The sequence below is a fragment of the Mycobacterium szulgai genome, from assembly GCF_002116635.1.
In the GTDB taxonomy this organism is placed as follows: Bacteria; Actinomycetota; Actinomycetes; order Mycobacteriales; family Mycobacteriaceae; genus Mycobacterium; species Mycobacterium szulgai.
In genome coordinates this window covers 107,157-128,918 of sequence record NZ_LQPW01000005.1, presented here as the reverse complement: position 1 = coordinate 128,918, position 21,762 = coordinate 107,157, and the positions used below count along the sequence as shown (strand labels likewise).

19 protein-coding genes are annotated in these 21,762 nt (G+C 65.4%); 14 read left to right on the top strand and 5 right to left on the bottom strand.

The features are described from left to right. Positions 1 to 55: 55 nt before the first annotated feature. The 4 genes from lpqS (at position 56) to AWC27_RS00795 (ending at position 3,939) form a co-directional block, all read left to right on the top strand. Positions 56 to 451 carry a putative copper homeostasis (lipo)protein LpqS gene (gene lpqS, locus AWC27_RS00810; protein WP_245846745.1) on the top strand — a complete coding sequence of 132 codons (396 nt, stop codon included), beginning with the start codon at positions 56 to 58 and terminating at the stop codon, positions 449 to 451. Positions 452 to 606: 155 nt separating this feature from the next. Beyond that, positions 607 to 1,728, top strand: a complete 1,122-nt coding sequence (locus AWC27_RS00805) for a PLP-dependent cysteine synthase family protein (RefSeq protein WP_139836695.1) — start codon at positions 607 to 609, stop codon at positions 1,726 to 1,728. Then, on the top strand, positions 1,728 to 2,996 hold the full coding sequence (locus tag AWC27_RS00800; protein ID WP_085668815.1) for an MFS transporter: 1,269 nt from the start codon (positions 1,728 to 1,730) through the stop codon (positions 2,994 to 2,996). The genes AWC27_RS00805 and AWC27_RS00800 overlap by 1 nt, the downstream gene beginning before the upstream one ends. A gap of 55 nt (positions 2,997 to 3,051) precedes the next feature. Further along, on the top strand, positions 3,052 to 3,939 hold the full coding sequence (locus AWC27_RS00795; RefSeq protein WP_085668567.1) for a PPE family protein: 888 nt from the start codon (positions 3,052 to 3,054) through the stop codon (positions 3,937 to 3,939). Between the two features lie 9 nt (positions 3,940 to 3,948). Here AWC27_RS00795 and AWC27_RS00790 read toward each other — a convergent pair whose 3' ends face one another. The 4 genes from AWC27_RS00790 to AWC27_RS00775 all read right to left on the bottom strand — a co-directional run bounded on the left by AWC27_RS00790 (position 3,949) and on the right by AWC27_RS00775 (position 9,578). Next, a complete protein-coding gene (locus tag AWC27_RS00790) occupies positions 3,949 to 4,671 on the bottom strand; it encodes an SDR family NAD(P)-dependent oxidoreductase (RefSeq protein WP_085668565.1) in 723 nt (240 codons plus the stop codon). Positions 4,672 to 4,679: 8 nt separating this feature from the next. Further along, positions 4,680 to 5,447, bottom strand: a complete 768-nt coding sequence (locus AWC27_RS00785) for an SDR family oxidoreductase (RefSeq protein WP_085668563.1) — start codon at positions 5,445 to 5,447, stop codon at positions 4,680 to 4,682. 123 nt (positions 5,448 to 5,570) lie between these two features. Continuing rightward, positions 5,571 to 6,668, bottom strand: coding sequence for a hypothetical protein (locus AWC27_RS00780; protein ID WP_085668561.1), 1,098 nt, complete (start codon positions 6,666 to 6,668; stop codon positions 5,571 to 5,573). A 111-nt stretch (positions 6,669 to 6,779) separates the two neighbouring features. Further along, on the bottom strand, positions 6,780 to 9,578 hold the full coding sequence (locus AWC27_RS00775; protein ID WP_245846743.1) for a helix-turn-helix transcriptional regulator: 2,799 nt from the start codon (positions 9,576 to 9,578) through the stop codon (positions 6,780 to 6,782). Between the two features lie 88 nt (positions 9,579 to 9,666). Between AWC27_RS00775 and AWC27_RS00770 the strand changes: the two genes are divergently transcribed. The 10 genes from AWC27_RS00770 to AWC27_RS00725 all read left to right on the top strand — a co-directional run bounded on the left by AWC27_RS00770 (position 9,667) and on the right by AWC27_RS00725 (position 20,287). Then, a complete protein-coding gene (locus tag AWC27_RS00770) occupies positions 9,667 to 10,479 on the top strand; it encodes an SDR family NAD(P)-dependent oxidoreductase (protein ID WP_085668555.1) in 813 nt (270 codons plus the stop codon). Positions 10,480 to 10,489: 10 nt separating this feature from the next. Then, positions 10,490 to 11,326 carry an SDR family NAD(P)-dependent oxidoreductase gene (locus AWC27_RS00765; RefSeq protein ID WP_085668554.1) on the top strand — a complete coding sequence of 279 codons (837 nt, stop codon included), beginning with the start codon at positions 10,490 to 10,492 and terminating at the stop codon, positions 11,324 to 11,326. Positions 11,327 to 11,434: 108 nt separating this feature from the next. Next, a complete protein-coding gene (locus AWC27_RS00760) occupies positions 11,435 to 12,091 on the top strand; it encodes a TetR/AcrR family transcriptional regulator (protein ID WP_085668552.1) in 657 nt (218 codons plus the stop codon). A 14-nt stretch (positions 12,092 to 12,105) separates the two neighbouring features. Next, positions 12,106 to 12,300 (top strand): ferredoxin, encoded by a 195-nt coding sequence (locus tag AWC27_RS00755; RefSeq protein ID WP_085668813.1) that lies wholly within the window; start codon positions 12,106 to 12,108, stop codon positions 12,298 to 12,300. A gap of 51 nt (positions 12,301 to 12,351) precedes the next feature. Beyond that, positions 12,352 to 13,536 carry a cytochrome P450 gene (locus tag AWC27_RS00750; protein WP_276075884.1) on the top strand — a complete coding sequence of 395 codons (1,185 nt, stop codon included), beginning with the start codon at positions 12,352 to 12,354 and terminating at the stop codon, positions 13,534 to 13,536. Positions 13,537 to 13,574: 38 nt separating this feature from the next. Beyond that, complete coding sequence (locus tag AWC27_RS00745; protein ID WP_085668809.1) at positions 13,575 to 14,741, top strand: amidohydrolase family protein; 1,167 nt, start codon at positions 13,575 to 13,577, stop codon at positions 14,739 to 14,741. Between the two features lie 44 nt (positions 14,742 to 14,785). Next, positions 14,786 to 15,955, top strand: a complete 1,170-nt coding sequence (locus AWC27_RS00740; protein ID WP_085668811.1) for a M24 family metallopeptidase — start codon at positions 14,786 to 14,788, stop codon at positions 15,953 to 15,955. Continuing rightward, a complete protein-coding gene (locus tag AWC27_RS00735) occupies positions 15,945 to 17,063 on the top strand; it encodes a M24 family metallopeptidase (RefSeq protein WP_085668549.1) in 1,119 nt (372 codons plus the stop codon). The genes AWC27_RS00740 and AWC27_RS00735 overlap by 11 nt, the downstream gene beginning before the upstream one ends. Continuing rightward, positions 17,064 to 19,478: a CaiB/BaiF CoA-transferase family protein gene (locus tag AWC27_RS00730; protein WP_085668547.1), complete on the top strand. Its 2,415-nt coding sequence runs from the start codon at positions 17,064 to 17,066 to the stop codon at positions 19,476 to 19,478. Positions 19,479 to 19,480: 2 nt separating this feature from the next. Then, complete coding sequence (locus AWC27_RS00725; RefSeq protein WP_085668545.1) at positions 19,481 to 20,287, top strand: SDR family NAD(P)-dependent oxidoreductase; 807 nt, start codon at positions 19,481 to 19,483, stop codon at positions 20,285 to 20,287. 9 nt (positions 20,288 to 20,296) lie between these two features. Here AWC27_RS00725 and AWC27_RS00720 read toward each other — a convergent pair whose 3' ends face one another. Continuing rightward, positions 20,297 to 21,739 carry a nitrate/nitrite transporter gene (locus AWC27_RS00720; protein WP_085668544.1) on the bottom strand — a complete coding sequence of 481 codons (1,443 nt, stop codon included), beginning with the start codon at positions 21,737 to 21,739 and terminating at the stop codon, positions 20,297 to 20,299. Positions 21,740 to 21,762: the final 23 nt, after the last annotated feature.

The window sequence follows — 21,762 nt, the reverse complement described above, 5'->3', positions numbered from 1 at the left end:
CGCAAGCGCAAGTCCACCTTTACAGGGTACCCCTAGGGGGTATAAAGTAGCCGCCATGGCAAGCCGTCGGATGTGGACACGAGCCGCGATGGTCGCGGTTGCGCTGGCTTGGGTGGTCGCCGTCGTAGCCGCTCAGTGCTGGCTTCCGCAGATTCACCGACACGCGACGCACTCGGCTCACCCCCTGGTGACATCGGTGGGCAAGGAGTTTGCGGTCAATACCAACCATGCGCACCTGACGGACAACCCATCTTGCCCCAAGCAGTTCGCGACCGCGGCATTGCCGCGCCCGGCCGCCGAAACCGAGTCGGCCGGCGCCGTTGTGACTGCGACGGCCAGCTCGGTGTTCGCCCACCTTATCGTGCCGGCCGGGCGGGGCCCGCCCGCGGCGCTGTCGTCCATTCTTACCGGCCGAGAGTTGTTGACTCGGTTCTGCCTGGCACGTCGCTGACCGGTCAGCGCCAAGCCCTGGTGGCCATTCACCACCGCTGGTGACCGCTGACCGACATCAACCTGCCGCGCATCCTCGCGCGCCCCGATGCAGAAGCGACGACAAACATGAACAACCCACGCATCCTCATCCCCAACCGTTCCCACGTCACCTCGGTGCGGCCGCGGCCGGCCCGTGACCGAATCCGCCTTGCACCTGAGGGCTATCACCTCACCCCTGGACGCAACCGGCAACCGGGCACCATGGTCGGCAACACCCCGGTGCTCTGGGTCTCTGGCGAGTCGAGCCCGGTCGGCACGGCCGACAGCGGATTCTGGGCCAAGCTCGAAGGATTCAACCCCGGCGGGATGAAAGACCGTCCCGCGCTGCACATGGTGGAACGGGCCCGCGCCCGCGGGGACCTGCGCCCCGGCAGTGCCATCATCGAATCAACCAGCGGCACTTTGGGATTGGGTCTTGCTCTGGCCGGTAACGTATACCGGCATCCGGTCACCCTGGTCACCGACCCGGGCCTGGAACCCATCATCGCGCGGATGCTGACCGCATACGGCGCCCGCGTCGATATGGTCACCGAACCGCACCCGGTAGGCGGCTGGCAACAGGCCCGCAAGGATCGGGTCGCTGCGCTCATGGCCGCCGACCCCGCCGCCTGGAACCCCAACCAATACGCCAATCCGGACAACGTCGACGCCTACCGGGGCCTGGCGCTGGAGCTGGTGGAGCAGCTCGGGCACATCGATGTCCTGGTGTGCTCGGTGGGCACCGGTGGACATTCGGCCGGCGTGGCCCGGGTGCTGCGGGAGGCAAACCCGCGGCTGCGGCTGATCGGCGTGGACACGATCGGGTCGACCATCTTCGGCCAACCCGCGACAAGCAGGCTGATGCGCGGGCTGGGCTCGAGCATTTATCCCGACAACGTGGACTACGGCGCGTTCAACGAGGTGCACTGGGTCGCACCCGCCGAGGCCGTCTGGGCGGCCCGTAACATGGCGGCCACCCACTATGCCAGCGGCGGATGGAGCGTCGGCGCCGTCGCTCTGGTCGCCGGATGGGTCGCGCGCACCTCCACGTCCGACACGACCATTGCCGCGATCTTCCCCGACGGACCGCAGCGCTACTTCGACACCATCTACAACGACGAGTACTGCAATGAGCACGAATTGCTCGCCGGACCGCCGCCCGGCGAACCCGACGAGATCGCCTCGCCCTCAGCCGCGGTGGTTACCCGGTGGACTCGGACGACCACGGTGGTCAACCCGGCCAAGGCGGTGGCGTGATGGGCGTGGTTGCCGAATTCCGCAGCTTCAACCGGGCCAGCCGGGTGCTCATGATCAACCAGTTCGGCATCAACATCGGCTTCTACATGCTGATGCCGTACCTGGCCGACTATCTGGCCGGCCCACTGGGCCTGGCGGCATGGGCGGTGGGTCTGGTGCTGGGCGTCCGCAATTTCGCCCAGCAGGGCATGTTCTTCGCCGGAGGCACCCTGGCCGATCGGTTCGGCTATAAGCCGCTGATCGTGGCGGGCTGCCTGATCCGTACCGGCGGATTCGCCTTACTGGCCGTCGCACAGTCGTTGCCCAGTCTGCTGATCGCCTCGGCGGCAACGGGTTTCGCGGGTGCCCTCTTCAATCCCGCCGTGCGCGCCTACGTTGCGGCCGACTCCGGGGAGCGCAAAGTCGAGGCGTTCGCGATGTTCAACATCTTCTACCAGTCTGGAATCTTGCTCGGGCCGCTGGTGGGACTGGTGTTGTTGGCGTTCGATTTTCGGATGACGGTGCTGGGTGCGGCGGCGGTGTTCGCGGTGCTGACGGTGGCGCAGCTGCTGGCACTCCCGCAGCACACGGCCGAGTTCGCTGGCGAGAAGACCTCGATACTTCAGGATTGGCGGACGGTAGTACGTAACCGGCCATTCCTCTGGTTCGCGGTTGTCATGACCGGTGCGTATGTGTTGTCGTTCCAGGTATATCTCGCCCTACCCATGCAGGCGGCCGCGTTGGTGCCAGGCCATCAATCCCAGTTGGTGGCGGTGATGTTCGCGATATCGGGCCTGGTCGCCATCGCCGGGCAGCTGCGCATCACCCGGTGGTTGGCCGCGCGCTTGGGAACCGGGCGCAGCCTGGTGGCCGGGGCGATGATTCTGGCGGCAGCGTTCGTGCCACTGTTGGTATTCCCGGACGGCCAGCGGTTGGGCGCGTGGGCCGGGGTGGTGGCGTTGTTGCTGTCGGCGAGCTTGCTCGCCATCGCCTCTGCGGCGCTGTTCCCCTTTGAAATGCGCACGGTGGTCGCGCTCGCCGGTGACCGGCTGGTGGGGACCCACTATGGGTTTTACAGCACCATCGTGGGGGTCGGAATTCTGGTCGGCAATCTGGCGGTGGGATCGCTGATGTCTGCGGCACACCGCCTCAACGCGGACGAACTCGTCTGGGGCGGATTGGTTTTGGTGGGTCTGGCCACCGTGGCCGGGTTGCATCGGTTACTCAACGGCTTGATAACGATTTCGGCCGACTCTCGTCACAATAGCCCGGCGGCGTGCACCGCATAGTTATGAAGAGCGCCAACGCGATTGAATTGAGGCGGCCAGCCGGAGGTGAGACCAAATGGATTTCGGGGAATTACCACCGGAGGTCAATTCCGCCAGGATGTACTCGGGCGCCGGCTCTGAGCCGATGGTGGTCGCTGCCTCAGCTTGGGACAAATTAGCCGACGACCTGTATTCGACTGCTGCATCTTATAATTCGGCGTTGTCGGCACTGACCGATGACGGGTGGCAGGGGCCGGCTTCGGACGCGATGGTCGCCGCCACCGCTCCCTTTATCGGCTGGTTGACCGGGACAGCAGAACAGGCTGAGGCGATCGCCGGTCAGGCCAGGGCCGCCGCCAGCGCGTTCGAGAACGCGCTCGCCGCCACCGTACCGCCGCCGGTTATCGACGAGAACCGTGCTCGGCTGGCGTCTTTGATCAAAGGCAATGTGGTCGGCCACGATACGCCGGCCATCACCGCCATGGAAGCCGAGTACGGCGAGATGTGGGCGCAGGATGCTTCCGCGATGTATCGCTACGCGGGCGCCTCGGCGTCCGCGTCGATGCTGGACCCGTTGCTGCCGCCGATGCCATGCGCAAGCATTCCCGAGTCGACGGGGGTGGACGCGGACGCGGATACGCTGGATGCCTTGGCCCAAGCGATGTCTGGCATTCCCCAGGCGCTACGAAGTCTCGGCAACCCCGTGCAGCCGGCGTCGGCGACCGCGGCGATGACAAGCCTGCTTCGATTGCGGCCCTTCGTGTCGGCGATAGGGCCGTTCACGGCGGCGATAAGTTCCCCGGCGAGCATGACTTCGTCGGGGACGTCGGCCGCGATGACCGGCTCGCGAGATCCGCGGACAAGAGTCTCGGCGGCGTGGGGCGGCGGTGTGGTGGTCGGGCGGTTGGTGGTGCCGCCCAGTTGGGGCGCCGCCGCATTCGGTGTACTGAGATCGATTGCCTAACAGTGATTCTCAGATAGCTGCGCCGCCACCGTCGACATGCAGGGTCGACCCGGTGATGAAGCTGGCGCGAGGTGAGCTGAGGAAAAGCACGGCCTCGGCGATCTCGGCCGCATAGGCGGTGCGGGCCAGCGGGAGCGCCTTGCCGAGTTCCTCGTTGGTGTCGCCCCATTCGGCGGCGACGCCCGGCGTGCGGGTCGGACCCGGCGCGACACTGTTCACCCGCACGTTGCTCGACCCGAACTCGGCCGCCCAGGTACGGGTCAGCGACTCCAAAGCGGCTTTGGAGGCGCTGTACCCGGATGCACCTGGAATCCCTTTGAACGCGGCCATGGTGGTGATGTTGACGATGCTGCCGCGCCGCCGCCGTACCATCCCCGGGACCAGGCCGGCGACCAGAAAGTAAGGGCCGCGAACGTTGGTGTCGAACATCGCTTCGAAGACGGCCATGTCCTGGTCAATGGTCAATGCGGAGGGAAAGCTGGCCGCATTGTTGACGATGATATCGACCTCACCGCACTGCTGCACAAGCGAATTCACCGATTCCGCATCGGCCATATCGGCCTGGACGAACCGAGCCTTGGCTCCGATGGCATCGGCGGCTTCCCGGCCGCGGGATTGGCTTCGGCCCGTGATGATGACCGTGGCTCCTTCGCTTGCCAGCAGACGCGCAGACTCGAGTCCAATGCCCGCCGTTCCGCCGGTGACCACAGCGGTGTGGTCGAGCAACTCCATGGCGGTTCCTACCGGGCAGCACCGGATAGGTGGGACGCGGCCCAGTCGCTGAAGCGGGTCTGGAAAATCGTGACGTCTTCACCGTCGACGGGAACGATGCTGCGCTCGTCGAGCACCGCGCCGTAGTAGCGGGCCGTCGGGTCGGTCACCACTTGGCGCGAATCGCCGGTCGTGCTGAACCGGTTCCGGATGAAGTCGTCCATACCGAGTTTTTCCGGGCCGGCGATATTGATCACGCCGTTGACCGGTTGTCCGGTTGCAGCCCGGGTGACGCCGGCAGCTACGTCCGCAGCGGCAATGGGCTGGAATGCGCCGTGCGGCGCACGAACCGTGTCGCCCTCGGTCAGTGAATCCGCGATGCCGTCGACAAATTCGAAGAACTGCGTTGCGCGGACAATCGAATACGGCGCACCGGATTCCTCGATCAGCTTTTCCTGCGCCACCTTGGCCCGCATGTAGCCACTTTCGGCCGCGCGGTCGGCGCCCACGATCGAGAGCGCGACGTGGTGGCGCACCCCCGCGGCTCGTTCGGCTTCCAGCAGGTTGCGCGTCGAGGTGGTGAAGAAGTTCAGCACGTCGTCGTCGGCCCAGGAGGGCGAGTTGGACACATCCACCACCGTGTCGACTCCGCCGAGGGCGTCGGCAACACCTTCCCCCGTCACGGTGTTGACCCCCGAACGTGGCGACGCCGGGATGGCCTCGTGCCCCAAATCGGTGAGCATGGCGACAACCTGCGATCCGATGAGCCCACTGCCGCCGACGACTAATACCTTCATGACCAAGCCTTCCCCATGGTTGCGCGATGAACTGGCCTTTCCAGCATCGGCCACGGGGCCGGTCCTGCGAACCCTTGAAAGTCCGTAGTCTCGTCGCGGCACTAGGGATGGGTCGGGCTCCGATCACTCAGTGAGCCGACATTGCCCCTCCTCAGCGCCCAGCCGGTGGCCCAACTGGAAAATGAATATGGAGCTGCGTACCAAGAACGCAATGCCGAGGGCTAAACCCCCTAGGGTGAGCACGCGTCGAGGCCACGGGCCATTTGTGCCGGGCATCGCGAACGCCAGCAACACGAACAGTATCCCGGGGCCGAAGACGGCGAGACTTATGCCTGCCCACAGCTCGAACAACGGGTGTGAGCGCATACCCGACGCCGTTGCCCATAGTGTCAACAGCAGATTCAGGAAGAGATAGGGCGCTGTCCAGACTGCGACTGCGTACACGGAATTAGGCTCTTTATGGAGATCGTCGTTATGCCCAATGAGGCTGTTGCGCTTTTGGACGAGTATCCATGTGGAAATTGCGCAAAGAATAAACCCAACCACGGTAGCTGACCACTTCTCAAAATTCGCCGCCGAGTCTTGATTCAAAGCGTGTAGCTCTTGATGCATTTCTTCAACGAAGTACCACACATCGAATATGAGAAAGGCCATCGCTCCCCAGAGAACAAATGCGATGGCAACATTCGCGTGGCCTACCAAGTCGTTATCGTCGGATACAAGCGGGGCTGCCATTCGATGCCAGGCAATCATCCAGGCGAGTCCAGCGACAAGTAGTACAGCGCCCAATGCGAGCATTCCCGCCGCCGGCATGAACTGTACCCAGGCCCTTTCGCAAATCCGTTGAGTAGCCAGTTGGGCTTGTCCGGCAACCTGCGGGTTCTCGGGTGCGAGGACTATCACGGAATTACCTACTGCATTTGTGGGCGCCGGAGGCTGACTGGTTTCCGGAGGTTTGGTCGCCGCAATAGACCCAAAAAAGTACGCACCCTGTCCAAGCACAACCACGCCCAAACCCAACAAGACGATCGATTGTGTTATGCGGGTGCCCTTCTTGAGCCCAGGAGCTGCCGACATGGTCAACAGAGTGGTTATCGCGAGGATCAGAAAGCCCGCGAAGACGCCCGCGAGCTGAGCGTTTGGTAAGGAGAGATCCAGGATGCTCCACGGATGTTCTTGGGACAAACAGTGGCCGTCGAGGTCGAATTTCCCGTCACTCACTAGACCCCCCTAGCAGAAAATGGCAGGTTGTTGCGCCAAAGCCGGCCAATTCTAGCGCCATTTCCAACAAAGCTGGTGGTGCCGTGCCGCCGCAATGGGGGAGCCGTGTACTCAGTCGATGGCCACGCCACGCAGTTGCCGACGTGACTTTATGCCCAGCTTCGCGAACACCTTCCGCAGGTGCCACTCCACGGTGTGGGTGCTGATGAACAACTGCGCAGCGATCTCGGGGTTGGTCAGTCCTTCGCCGGCCAGCTTGGCGATCTGCGCCTCCTGGGCCGTCAGCTCGCCTGCCGACACCATCGAGCGCTTGCTCACCTTCTGGCCGGTGACCAGCAGCTCGCGCCGGGCGCGCTCGGCGAAGGCCTCGGCACCCATGCGCGCGAACATCTCATGGGCGGTGTGCAACTGTTCGCGGGCGTCGACGCGGCGATTGCAGCGGCGCAGCCATTCTCCGTAGAGCAGGCGTGCGCGAGCGAGGTGGACGACGATCCGGGTCCGCCCGAGCTTGTCGATGGCCTCGAGGTAGTCGCGTTCGGCTACCCGGTCGTCGGCCAACAAGGCTCGAGAACGAGCCAAAACGCCTGCCGCCCAATCGGTTCCGCTACTGCGCGCCCGCTCTTCGAGCTGGCCGAGCGCATCGCGCGCGACCTGCGGATCACCGCTTCGAACGCCGGCTTCGATCAGTTCGATAAGGCTCCAGCCGAACAGGCCCAAGTCCTCGTCTTCGCATGCCTGCCGGGCAGCGTTGAAGGCGTCGTCGTAGCGGCCCAGGCCGTTGTACAGCACGGCCTTGGCGTAACCCGTCAATCCGATTATTCGGCCCTCGCCCCTGGCGACCCCGTCGGCAATCGCGGTTTGGATCAGGCTCATGGCCTCCGTCTCGACCCCGCGCAACGCTGCCAACAGCACCGAGTGGTATTTCAGCGGTGCGTAACCGGTCGCGGCCGTGATGGCGTTGGCCTCCTCGATCAAAGCCGACGCCGCGGAAAATTCGCCCGCCTGCGCGTGCACGCCGGCGCGGTAGACCAAAGCAAGCGGGAGCACGGCAAGCGCGCCCGCATCGCGTGCCAGCCGCACCGCGTGGGTGGCAAGTCGATGCCAGACGTCGTCGTCCCACAGTTCATGGGCCGCGGACTCCTGCACGATGGGAAAGGCCTGCCAGAACCAGCCCATGATGTCGCCGGCGCTGTGCTCGGCCTGCGCCTGGATCAGGCTCAGCGCCTGGCGCAGGGCCGACATACTGGCCGCGTGGCCGTCGGTAACCCGCAGCGTGATGCCGTCGAGCAGCAAATCGACCGGCCGGGCGGGTTTTGGCCCTGGCGGTGCCGAACGGGCGGCCGTCGCCGTCATGGTGATGCCACCGTGCGGGCACAACCGGCCGCCGAACAGCGCCGCCCCGACGGCAGCCAGATATGTTTCACGCGATTGCTCATCATCAAGTGCCTCAAGCTTTTTGGCGGCATCGAGCAATCCGGCGGCAGAGTCGGAGACCGTCGGTGCGTCCGCGTCACCGCTGCGGCTGCGGGCGAAGGCGATCTGCGCACGCAATTGCGCAACCGTGGCCCGCTGCAACTCGTCGAGCGTCGCGGATTCCGCAGTAGTCAACAGGTCATCGGCGGCGTCGAAGGCCGCTGCGTCGCGCTTGGCCTGGGCGGCGGCCAGTGCCCGGGCGCCGCGGCGAACCGGGTCCGCGGTCAGCTGAGTCGCGCGCTCCAGGAAGGCGGCCGCCGCGGCCACACCGCCTCGGGCTTGCGCGCGTTCGGCCGAGTGCTCGAGTTGGCGGGCTACCGACTCGTCGGGCGCCGCTGCCGCGATGGCGAGGTGCCAGGCACGCCGGTCGGGATCGGACTCGGAGTCGGTGGCCTCGGCAAGCGCACGATGGGCACGCCGGCGTTGCATGAGGTCCGCGGCGCGGTATGCCGCCGAACGCACCAGGGGATGCCGGAACCGAACCCGGGTTCCGACGTCAATCAGTCCCGCGGCTTCGGCACCCGACGCGGCATCGGGTGAGATTCCCAGATTTTCGGCCGCACGCATCAGCAGCGCGGCATCACCGACCGGCTCCGCGGCGGCGGTGAGCAACAGCTGCTGGGTGTGGCTGGGCAGCGTTTGGATCCGGCGCAGGAAGGTCTGCTCGATCTGCCCGGCCAGGGGTCGCGCATCCGGTGGCCCGAAGCCTCCCGCCAGCTCCTCGACGGTAAGGCCTTTCGGCAATTCCAGCAGGGCCAACGGATTTCCCCGCGTTTCGGCGACGATGCGGTCACGCACCTGGTTGTCGAGTCGGCCCAGCACGACCGAGTCCAGCAAGGCGCGCGCGTCGCCGGCGGCCAGGCCGGCGATGGTCAGCTCCGACAGGCCGGCGAGCTCATCGGCCCGCCCGTTTTGGAAGCCGTCGCGCACTGCGAAGATGATGGCGACGGGCTCGGCGATCAGCCGTCGCGCTACGAAAGCGAGTGTTTCGGCCGAGACGCGGTCGATCCACTGCGCGTCGTCGACTACGAAAATCAGCGGCCGGCGTTCGGTCGCGGCGCCGATCAAAGTCAGGACGGCCAGGCCGACCAGAAATCGATCCGGCGGCAATCCGGCTTTGCGACCGAACGCGACGTCCAGCGCGTCGCGCTGCGGAGCCGGTAGCGCATCACTGCAGTCCAGCAACGGCGCGCAGAGCTGATGCAACCCAGCGAAGGCGAGCTCCATCTCGGACTCGACACCCGCGACCCGCGCTTTTTGGAAACCCGATGCGTTCTCGAACACGAAGTCAAGGAGCGCGGTCTTGCCGATGCCGGCCTCGCCGCGCAGGACGAGCACCTGGCTCTGGCCGGAGCGGGCCAACGACGTCAACCGTTGCAGGGCCGCGCATTCCGCGCGCCGACCCCGCAAGGGCAATGCTCGATCTGTGTCGGTCACGATTGTGTTTTGACCTTACCCATTTCATCCTGAAGCGTCTTAAATCAACTGCTTGACTTAATGAGGTCATCGCCGATTAACTCGTCATGTGGTCAACGAAATGGCCGGCAAGGTTGCCGTGGTCACCGGCGGGGCGTCCGGGATCGGACGCGGCATCGTGGAGCGCTTCGTTGCCGAGGGCGCTCGGGTGATGGTCGCCGACGTCGAGCAAGACCACGGTGCGGGCCTGGCCGCTGCGCTGGGGCCCAACGCGATGTTCCGGCGCGCCGATGTCTCCGACCCCGAACAGGTCGGGGCGCTGGTCGAAGCTGCCGTCGCACAGTTCGGAGGCTTGCACGTCATGGTGAACAACGCCGGGATCTCGGGAACCATGCACAACCGATTCCTCAACGACGATCTGGCCGACTTCCACCGCGTCATGGCGGTCAACGTGCTGGGCGTGATGGCGGGCACGCGGGATGCCGCCCGACACATGGCCGCCAACGGCGGAGGATCGATCATCAATGTGAGCTCGATCGGCGGCATCCAGGCCGGCGGCGGCGTGATGACCTACCGAGCATCGAAAGCCGCCGTCATCCAGTTCACCAAATGCGCGGCAATTGAGTTGGCGCACTACGAGATTCGGGTGAACGCCATCGCGCCGGGCAACATCCCAACCCCGCTGGTGTCGAAGTCGGCGGAGAACATGAACCCCGAGGAGCTCAAGCGGTTCGAGGCCAAGATTCGTCAGACGATGCGCGATGACCGCCCACTAAAGCGCGAGGGCACCCCCGACGACATCGCCGAGGCGGCGTTGTATTTCGCCAACGACCGGTCGCGTTACGTCACCGGAACGGTGCTGCCGGTGGACGGGGGGACGGTCGCTGGCAAGGTGATTCGGTCCCGCAAGCAACAGGGCTGATACTGACGCCATGAAGGGATTCAGTGGAAAGGTGGCCGCGGTCACCGGCGCCGGTTCGGGCATCGGCCGGGCTCTCGCGGTGGAACTGGCCCGCTCGGGTGCGCGGCTGGCGATCAGTGATGTCGACGCCGACGGGCTAGGCCAGACGGAGGAACTTGTCGCGAGCATCGGCGCGCAGGTCCGGTCGGATCGGCTCGACGTCGCCGAGCGTGCGGCGTTCCTCGCCTACGCCGACACCGTCAACGGGCACTTCGGGACGGTCAACCAGATCTACAACATCGCCGGCATCGCTTTTCTCGGCGACATCGAAGTCAGCGGCTTCAAGGACATCGAGAAGGTGATGGACGTCGACTTCTGGGGGGTGGTGAACGGGACGAAGGCGTTTCTGCCGCATCTGATCGCTTCGGGCGACGGGCACGTCGTCAATATGTCGAGCATGTTCGGGTTGTTAGGCGTGCCGGGGCAAGCCGCTTACAACTCGGCCAAATTCGCGGTCCGCGGATTCACCGAGGCGCTTCGCCAGGAGATGGCCATTGCCGGTCACCCCGTCGCTGTCACGGTCGTGCATCCGGGCTACGTCAAGACCGCGATCGCACGCAATGCCGGGCACGCCGAAGGCGTGGACATGGAATTCGGGATCCGATCGTTCAACAAGGTCGCCATCACCAGCCCCGAGAGCGCAGCGCGGATCATCCTCAAGGCGGTGCGCAAGAAGAAGGCACGCGTGGTGGTCGGCCCGGACGCCAGGGCCATCGAGTTGCTCGTGCGAGCTTTCCCTGCGGGGTATCAACGTGTCGTCGGTCCGATGACGGCACGCTTCCAGCCGCGGGAGGGCCGCCGAAAGTGATGCTGCAGTCGCGTTCGGCGCCGAGCGTGACTGTGGCGTGACGCTCGGCGGCGACGCTATTAAATCAATCGCTTGACTTAATACGCTAGCGCGCGGTTGACTGGCGTAATGACCACACTTGGTCGGGCGGTGCGCAGCGAGCGGGCCAATTCCACCCAGGAGGCAATCCTGGTGGCCGCCGAGCGGCTATTCGCCGAGCACGGCGTGTTCGCGGTGTCCAACAGACAGGTCAGCGAGGCCGCAGGCCAGGGCAACAACGCCGCGGTCGGCTATCACTTCGGTACCAAGGCCGACCTGGTCCGCGCGATCGAGCAGAAGCATCGCGGCCCCGTCGAAGAGCTGCGCGAGCAAATGGTGGCCGCGCTGCCCGAATCGGCGCAGATGCGGGATTGGGTGGCCTGCCTGGTGCGGCCGCTCACCGACCATTTGGCCGCACTCGGCAACCCCACCTGGTATGCGCGTTTTGCCGCGCAGGCAATGACCGATCCCGCCTACCAGAACATCATCGTCAAAGATGCGCTCAGCTCCCCGTCGTTGGTTCAGGTCATCGACGGCATCAACAGCTGCCTGCCCGATCTGCCGATCGATGTCCGTTTCGAGCGAAACATCATGGCGCGCAACCTGTTAATGCATACCTGCGCTGACCTTGAGCGCGCGCTCGCGGCGGGCACGTCGGTGCCCCGGCGTTCGTGGCAGGCCGCGGCGACCGGCCTCATCGACGCGATCGTGGGCCTGTGGCTGGCGCCGGTGACCCCACAGGAGTGAATGGACTCGCGAAGATGAAAGTGACTGTTAACCAGGATATCTGCGCATCATCGGGCAACTGCGTCATGAACGCTCCGGAAATCTTCGACCAGCGCGACGAGGACGGCGTCGTGGTACTGCTCAACGACCACCCGCCCGCCGAACATGCCGACGGCGCCCGCAGGGCTGCCGCCCTGTGTCCGGCGATGGCGATCCAGATCGAGGAGTGAGGCGTGTCCGACACATTGGCAACGACCACAACCGACATCCCGGAGTACCCGATGGCCCGGGCGGCAGGCTGCCCGTTCGCCCCACCGCCGGACGTCATGGCGCTGGCAGCAGCCAAGCCGCTCAGCCGAGTTCGGATTTGGGACGGCAGCACGCCGTGGCTCATCACCGGCTACGAGGAATGCCGCGAACTGTTCTCCGATTCCCGGGTCAGCGTGGACGACCGGACACCGGGGTTTCCACACTGGAACGCGGGCATGTTGTCCACGGTGCACAAGCGCCCACGTTCGGTCTTCACCGCGGACGGTGAAGAGCACACCCGATTCCGCCGCATGTTGTCAAAACCGTTCACCTTCAAGCGAGTTGAGGGCCTGCGCCCGACCATCCAAGAGATCACCGACGACCACATCGACGCGATGCTGGCCGGACCGCAGCCGGCCGACATCGTCACCGCACTGGCGCTGCCGGTGCCGTCGCTGGTGATCAGCGAACTGTTGGGGGTGCCCTACCAGGACGCCGCGATGTTCCAGCAGCACGCCAACGTGGGGCTGGCGCGCTACGCCACCGGTGAGGACACCGTCAAAGGCGCGATAAGCCTGCACAAATACCTGGCCCAGCTGGTCGAGGCCAAGATGGCGGCGCCATCAGAAGATGCCGTCTCCGATCTGGCCGAGCGAGTCAAGGCCGGCGAGCTCAGCGTCAAGGAGGCCGCGCAACTCAGTACCGGCCTGCTGATCGCCGGGCACGAGACCACCGCCAACATGATCGGCCTGGGAGTGCTTGCGCTGCTGGAAAATCCGGACCAGGCCGCTGTCCTACGCGAGGCCGAAGACCCCAAGATCGTCGCCAACGCCGTCGAAGAATTGCTGCGCTACCTCAGCATCATCCAGAACGGCCAGCGTCGCGTGGCGCTCGAAGATATCCACATCGCCGGCGAAACCATCTGCGCCGGCGATGGCATCATCATCGACCTGGCGCCGGCCAACTGGGATCCGAATGCCTTCACCGAACCCGACCGGCTCTACCTGCATCGCTCGGGGGCTGACCGCAACGTCGCATTCGGCTACGGCAGGCACCAATGTGTGGGCCAGCAATTGGCCCGCGCCGAGCTGCAGATCGTCTACCGCACGCTTTTGCGCCGCGTACCCACGTTGGCCCTGGCCGTGCCGGTCGCCGACATCCCGTTCAAGCACGACCGGCTCGCGTACGGAGTGTACGAGCTGCCGGTCACCTGGTGACTACCTTCGAAAACGCCGATCCGAATGGAGGGGCCGTCATGTCGACGCCGACCGTTTCGCTCTACCCGCCCGAAGGCTTTGGCGCACCGAAGGATCGCCGCGGTCACGCCGACGGCAGCGACGTCGGTTTGCCCGAAGGGACGGTCGTCTTCTCCGCGGACAACCACATCTCCCTGGCCGCCGATATCTTCTACGAACGCTTTCCCGATGACCTCAAGGAGAAGGCGCCACGCATCTGGTACGAGGACGGCGCCTACCAAGTGGGGCGCAAGGGGCAATCGTTTTTGCCCGGCGACTTCAGCGCGGTGCTCATGCAATACGACGACTTGCCCGGCGCCGCCAGCACCAACATCGAGGCCCGCATCCAGGAGCTGCACGACGATGGCGTCGAAAAGGAACTCGCATTCCCCAACGCAGTGCTGGCGCTATTTCACTACCCGGACAAGAAGCTTCGCGAACTCGCGTTCCGCATCTACAACGAATACATCGCCGAACTCCAGGAACGCTCCAACGGTCACTTCTACGGCGCCGGACTGATCAACTGGTGGGATCCGGAAGGAACCCGACGGACGCTCGAAGAGCTGAAGGCGTTGCAGCTTAGGACGTTCCTGATGCCGCTCAACCCCGGTAAGGATGACGAGGGTAATCCGATCGACTACGCCAGCACTTCCATGAGTGCGGTGTGGGACGAGATCGAAGCCTCCGGTGTTCCGGTCACCCACCACATCGGCGAGACCCCGCCCAAGAGCCCGTGCGAATTCAACAGCGTGGTCGTCGGCATGATGATCAACATCGACGGATTCCGGGAAACGTTCTCCAAGTACATCTTCGGCGGCATCCTCGATCAGCACCCAGCCCTGCGCATCGGCTGGTTCGAGGGCGGAATCGCCTGGGTTCCTTGGGCGTTGCAGGATGCCGAGCACCTGGTGGCGTCGTATCAGCACATGTTCAACCGGCCGCTGCAGCACGACGTCCGGTACTACTGGGACAAGCACATGAGCGCCTCCTTCATGGTCGACCCGCTGGGTCTGGAGCTGATTGACCGGATCGGGATCGGCAAGGTCATGTGGTCGTCGGACTACCCGCACAACGAAAGCACCTACGGCTACTCCGAAAAGTCCCTGGCCGCGGTGGTCAACGCCGTCGGGCCGGATAACGCAGCCCGGATCGTCAGCGGCAACATCACCGAATTCCTGGGACTGTGACGACGTTTGCGCAGGCGATTCCGGAAACTCCGGATCTGAGTCGGATGCGCCGGGAGACCGGTGCCCGGTTGCGGGCCGCGATGGCAGAACGCGGCGTCGACGCAATGGTGCTGCTGGGCAACAACGCCGTGGTGTATGCCACTGGAACCAGTTGGCCACTGGGTGATGCCGGGCTGTCCCATGTCGAGCGGCCGGTAGCCGTGGTGCTGGCCGATGACGAGTGGCCCCACCTGTTTCTGCCGTTTCGGGAAGGTGTGGCGCACGAGTCGGACTTGCCCGCGGATCACCTGCACGGACCCGTCTATCTCGAATTCGACGAAGGTGTAGATGATTTCGGGCGCCGATTGGCCGAGCTGATCCCGGCCGGTGGGGCGATCGCGGTCGACGAGCTAACCGGTGCCATGTCGAGGGCTCGAAAAGCGTTGTTCGGCAACAATTATCCGCTGGACGCCACTGCCGTTGTCGGTGCCGCCAAGGTGATCAAGACGATCGACGAGCTGGCCTGCATCCGCACGGCGGTACGGATCACCGACGAGGCCATGGTGGAAGTCCACCGGGCACTGGGTCCGGGAATCCGCCAGATCGATCTGTCCGCAAGGTTTCTGCGCCGGGCGTTCGAGTTGGGTGCCACGGCCAGCATGCTCGAGCCGATCTGGCAGGTGATGCCGCCCAGCAAGGCCGAAGGCGTATGGACCACACACGGCGACCTGGCGCTGCCGTTGCTCACCACCGAACGAGAACTGGCCGAAGGCGACGTGCTGTGGACCGACGTCAGCATCACCTACCGGGGCTACTGTTCGGACTTCGGCCGGACCTGGATCGTCGGGCGGGATCCCACACCGCGCCAGCAGGCGCAGTTCGACAAATGGCACGAGATCATGATCGCGGTACTGGCCGTGGCCCGGGCCGGGGCCACCGCCGCGGATCTGGGTCGTGCCGCGACCGCGGCCAATGGCGGCACCAAGCCCTGGCTGCCACACTTCTACCTGGGCCATGGCATTGGCGTCAATGCCGCCGAAATGCCCATGATCGGGACGGATCTCGGCGATGAGTTCGACGAGAACTTCGTCTTGCAGCCGGGCATGGTGCTGGTGCTGGAGCCGGTGGTGTGGGAGGACGGAACCGGCGGCTACCGCAGCGAAGAAGTACTGGTGATCACCGAGGAAGGTTCGACGCGGTTGACCAACTACCCCTATGACCCATATGTCGGTTGACGTTTGTCCTGACGATCGCGCACTGCGCTGTGGGCGACGGCAACGGGCGCTCGACGCGATGGCGGCCCACGATCTCGACGTCCTGGTGCTCGGCCGCCAGGCAAACGTCCGGTACGTCACCGGCGCGCCGCAACTGTGGGTCGCCGGGACGCGGCCGTTCGGCCCGAGCTGTGTCCTGGTGCGGGATACCGGTGCGCTTCATCTGCTCAGCACCTGGGACGAAGGAGTGCCCGACGACATTCCGCACGAAAATCTCTACGGCATAACGTGGAACCCGGCCAATACGATCTCGGCCCTCAAGCAGATTCAGGGTGCGGCCACCGCGCGGCGAGTCGGAACCGATGCGCTCTCACCGGTTTTCGCGCAGCTGCTGCCGACGGCGTTTCCCAGCGCCGCACTGGTCGACGGGGAGCTGGCCATGCGGGCGGCGCGGCGGATCAAGACCGACGAGGAAATCGGCGCGCTGCGTGCGGCGATCGCGGTGGCCGAAAACGGCTTAGCCGCAGCGGTATCCGAATTGCGGCCGGGGGTAAGCGAACAAACTTTGGCCGGAGTGCTGTTAGAGGCATTGGCGGCCGGCGGGGTGAGCACCCCGTCGAATCAGGACGTCGCCTGGGTGACTTCGGGCGAGCATCCGTGGCGGCGCGCCGGCGGCGACGGCCGGGTCCAGCCCGGCGATCTGGTCGCCTTCTCGGCCGGCGTCCTGGCCGGGGGCTACATCGGTGAAGTCGGCCGCACCCTGCCCGTCGGGGAGGCCGCGGGCGCCGCGGGCCTATATCGACGCTGGGATAGCCTCTGGGCCGGTCTGATAGCGGCCTGCCGGCCGGGTGGGGTGGCCAGCGACTTGCTGGCCGCCTATGAAGCGGCCGGCGAGCCGGCGCCGCCGATGCCGGTGGCCCGCGGGCTGGGCATGGGCTTCGACCCGCCCGTCATCTCACCGGAGCTGCCCCAGACGGCGGCCGGTGAACTGCTGGAGCCTGGAATGGTTCTCGCGGTCACGGGCTACGTGTGGGAACCGGGAATCGGCGCGGTGTTCGGACGCGAAGCCGTGTTGATCAACGCCGACGGTCCCGAAGTACTGACCAGCAGCCCGTTCTGGCGGGCGTGAGTGCCGCGATCTCAGGTCGAACCGCCGCTGACCGGTTATACCGTCGTCGACCTTTCGACCGGAATCGCGGGCGCCTACTGCACCAAGCTGTTGGCCGACGGCGGCGCCGACGTCGTCAAAGTAGAGCCCCCAGAGGGTGATCCGCTGCGATTCTGGTCAGCCTCGGGTGCCGCCATCCGGCCCGGGGTGGACGGTGCGCTGTTCAATTTCCTGGCGGGATCGAAACATAGCGTGGTCGTCGATCCCGAAATCGCCGACGACGTCGCGTTGCTCGAAGGGTTGCTCAGCAGGGCCGACGCCGTGGTGTGGTCGGCTGGGTCGGCAGCTGCCGAACGACTGGCGCCGGCCGAAATCCACAATCGCTACCCACATCTCACCGTCACCGCGATCACACCCTTCGGCTTGGCGGGACCCTGGCGCGACCGAGCCGCGACCGAGTTCACGCTGCAAGCATGGTCGGGCGGGATCGTCGGACTGGGACGTGGGGCGCCGGACCGTGCGCCGGTGTTCGTCGGCGGACAGGTCGGTGAATATCTGACCGGCGCCTACGCCAGCGCGGCCACCCTCGCCTCCCGGTACCGCAATGCGGGTGACCTGATCGACGTGTCGATGCTGGAGACACAGATTCTGTGCCTGACCTACTACCCGGTGACCTATTTCGAAATGCTCGGCCGGCCTTGGCGAGATGCCCGGCGGCTGACGGTGCCGGGGGTGGCCTGCGCGCAGGACGGTCTGGTGGACCTTGGCTGCGGGACCGCGCAGCAATGGTTTGATCTGTGCGCGATGGTCGGTCATCCGGAGTGGATCGACCAGAAATCGCCACTGTCTATCACCGAACTCGCCAACGTCTATGCCGACGAGATCTACGCCTGGGTCCGCAGCCATCAGGTCGACGAAATCCGCGAACTGGCGACGGCATTCCGCATACCCAACGCTCCGGTGGCCAACGGCGCCAACATCGCTACGCTCGACCACTTCAAAGAGCGCGGCTCGTTCGTGTGCAATCCGCAGGACGGATTCATCCAGCCGGCCCTTCCATACCGGATGTGGCCGGCGCAGCTTCGGCAGCCAGGCCCGGCGCCGCGGCTGGGCGAGCACACCGCTCTGCATCAGGCCACGGTCAGCACCCGCGCTGCACCCGCAGTAGCGGGTCCGCCGAATATGTTGCCGTTGAATGGTATTCGGGTTCTCGACCTGACCACGTTCTGGGCCGGCCCCTGTTGCACTCACTTTCTGGCGATGCTCGGCGCCGAGGTCATCCACCTGGAATCCACCCGCCGGCCCGACGGCACGCGGCTTATCGCCGGAGTGCCCACCACTGAAGACAGGTGGTGGGAGAAGTCGCCGATATTCGCGGCATTGAATACGAACAAAAAGGGTCTGACGCTGGATCTGCAAGACTCGCGCGGACGGGAGTTGCTGCAGCGGCTGATCGAAACCTGCGACGTAGTCGCGGAGAACTTCACGCCCCGCGTGCTCGACCAGATCGGGCTGGATTTCCCCGCCGTGCAAGCCATTCGGCCAGACGCGATCATGCTGCGCATGCCCGGCTTCGGCCTGGACGGCCCGTGGCGAGACAATCCGGCCTTCGCCTATGCCATCGAGTCGGCCGCAGGCATCAGCTGGCTGACCGGCTACCCCGACCGCCCGCCCTACGAGCCGTACTCGATAGGTGACCCCAACGCGGGCGTGCATGCACTCAACGCGGTGCTGGTGGCGCTGGAGCACCGGCGCCGCACCGGACAAGGTGTGTTGGTGGAAGCAGCGATGGTCGATGCCGCACTCAATATCTCCGCCGAACAGATCATCGAATACTCGGCATACGGAGCAGTGTTGCAGCGGGCGGGCAACCGGGGACCGACGGCGGCGCCGCAGAACCTCTACCGCACCGCTGACATCGACGAATTCGGCCGCCTGGACAGCTGGATCGCCATCGCCGTGGCCACCGATACGCAGTGGGAAAGCCTGGGTAAGGCACTTGGATCACCTTCGTGGGCAACCGATCCCGCGCTGGCCACGGTAGTCGGACGGCGCGAGCACGAAGACGCCATCGACGAAGGGCTGGCCGCCTGGTGCCAGGACCGCAGCGCTGACGACGCCGTGACTGTGCTCTGGGATGCAGGGGTTCCGGTGGCTAAGGTGATGCAGCCGCACCGGCAGACGGAGTTGGCCCAGCTGCAATCGCGCGGCTTTTTCGAAACGGTCGATCACCCGGTCAACGGCCGGGCTAGGCTCAGCACCGTGCCGATGCGCTTCTCCGGCGGGCCGTGCGAATTCCACACCCAGCCCGCACCACTGCTGGGACAGCACAATCACGAGCTGCTGGCCGAGCTGGGCCTGACCGACGTTCAGATCGCCGAACTAGAAGCCGATGGCGTCATCGGCCGTGCACCGGCCGGGTACCCGGTCAACTGATCATGCCCGTCGACCCCGCGCGGATTCTGCTCACCGGCCGAGTCGCCGTGGTGACCGGTGGCGGCTCGGGCATCGGGCGTGGCATCGCTGCGGGCCTCACGGCCTTCGGCGCCTCGGTGGCCATTTGGGAGCGCGACCCCGAAAGCTGTTCGCAAGCAGCGGAATCCCTTGGCGTACTGGGTATCACCGCCGATGTCCGAGACGGCGGCCAGGTCGACGGCGCCCTGCAGCGCACGCTAGCCGAACTCGGTCCGGTGACGATTCTGGTGAACAACGCCGGCGGCGTGTTCTCCTCGCCGCTGCTGGAAACCAGCGAGAACGGTTGGGATGCGCTGTACCGCGCCAACTTACGGCATGTGCTGTTGTGTACTCAACGCATCGCGCGGCAACTGGTAGCCGCCCAGGCGACCGGCAGCATCGTCAACTTGACGTCGATCGAAGGTGCCCGCGCCGCACCGGGTTACGCCGCGTACGCGGCGGCCAAAGCCGGCGTCATCAACTTCACCAAGACCGCGGCGCTCGAACTGGCCAGCCACGGCGTACGTGTCAACGCGATAGCACCCGATATCACGTTGACCGAGGGGTTGCGGCAGCTCGGCGGCGATGCGGCACTGGCCGGTGTGGGTAATGTCGTCCCGATGGGGCGGGCCGGCCATGTCGACGAAATCGCGGACACCGCAGTATTTCTCGCTTCCGATATGTCGAGCTACATCACTGGACAGACGATCCATGTCGACGGTGGAACGCACGCCGCAGGCGGCTGGCATCACAATCCGCAGACTGGGGAATACCAGCTCGGGCCCAAGTAGCGCCGGGTATCACGCCGGCGTCAGCGCCGGTGTCTTCGTGGCGGTCTTGGCGGCCGGTGCCCGGTTGGGAGTGCGGACGTACACGAACCAGGTGATCGCGGCGCACAGTAGGTAGAAGCCCAGGAACACCCAGAACGCCGTCGTCGCAGACTTGGCGGGAGACAGATACGACGCCCGCAGCACGATGTTGATGCCGACGCCGCCGAGCGCGCCGATGGCCCCGGCGATCCCGATCAGCGCACCCGACATCCGCCGCGACCAGGCGGCCTTCTCGGCGGGGCTGCAACCATCCAGGCTCTGCGCCTTGGCGTCCAGGACCGACGGGATCATCTTGTACACCGATCCATTGCCGATTCCCGACACGATGAACAGCGCGACGAAGCCGGCCACGTAGGCGGTCAGCATTCCACCGGACAGGGCGCGATGCGTGGCGTCGCCCATCTCGCCGAAGGCGACGAGCCAACCGGCGGCGGCGATCATCGCGACGAACGTGTACAGCGTGACCCTACTGCCGCCGATGCGGTCCGACAGCCAACCACCCACCGGCCGGGCGATCGAGCCCAGCAGCGGGCCGATGAAAGCGATTTGCGCGGCATGCAGCGCCGCCTGGGCCGTCATCGCCGGGGTGGCCGTGCCGCCGTGACTGAGGTTGGCCAGGAAACTTATTTGCAGCACCTGACCGAACGCGAACGAATAGCCGATGAACGATCCGAAGGTGCCGATGTACAGCAGCGCGATCAGCCACGAGTCGCGGTAGCGCATCACGTCCATCATGGAGCGGCCGTCGGTGCGCTGACTGGAGAGGTTGTCCATGAACAGTGCGGCGCCGACCGCCGCGACCGACAGCAGCACCAAATACACCGCGCACACCCAATGCGGCGAGCGGTTGCCCGCCACGGCGATCACCAGCAGTCCGACCAGCTGGATCGTCGCCACGCCGATGTTGCCGCCACCGGCATTGAGGCCCAGTGCCCAGCCCTTGAGGCGTTGCGGGTAGAACGCATTGATATTGGTCATCGATGAGGCGAAGTTACCGCCGCCGAACCCGGCGACCGCCGCGACAACCATGTATGTCGTGTAGGACGTACCGGGATGCGCCATGTAATACAGCGTCAATACCGTTGGGACCGCGAGTGCCAGCGCGGCGAACATGGTCCAGTTGCGGCCGCCGAACCTGGTGACCGCGAAGGTGTAGGGCAGCCGCAGGAACGCCCCGACCAGCGTCGGCATCGCGACCAGGAAGAACTTCCCGGCGACGTCGATGTGGTAGACGTTTTGCGGCATGAACAGGACCATCACCGACCAGATCGACCAGATGGAGAACCCGACGTGTTCGGCCACGATCGACCAGATCAGGTTGCGGCGCGCGATCTTCGCGCCGCCGTTGTTCCAGGCGTCGACGTCTTCGGCGTCCCAGTCTTCGATGGTGTGTTGGCGCACCTGTATTGGCATGCCATCACAGTAGGAATCTGTTA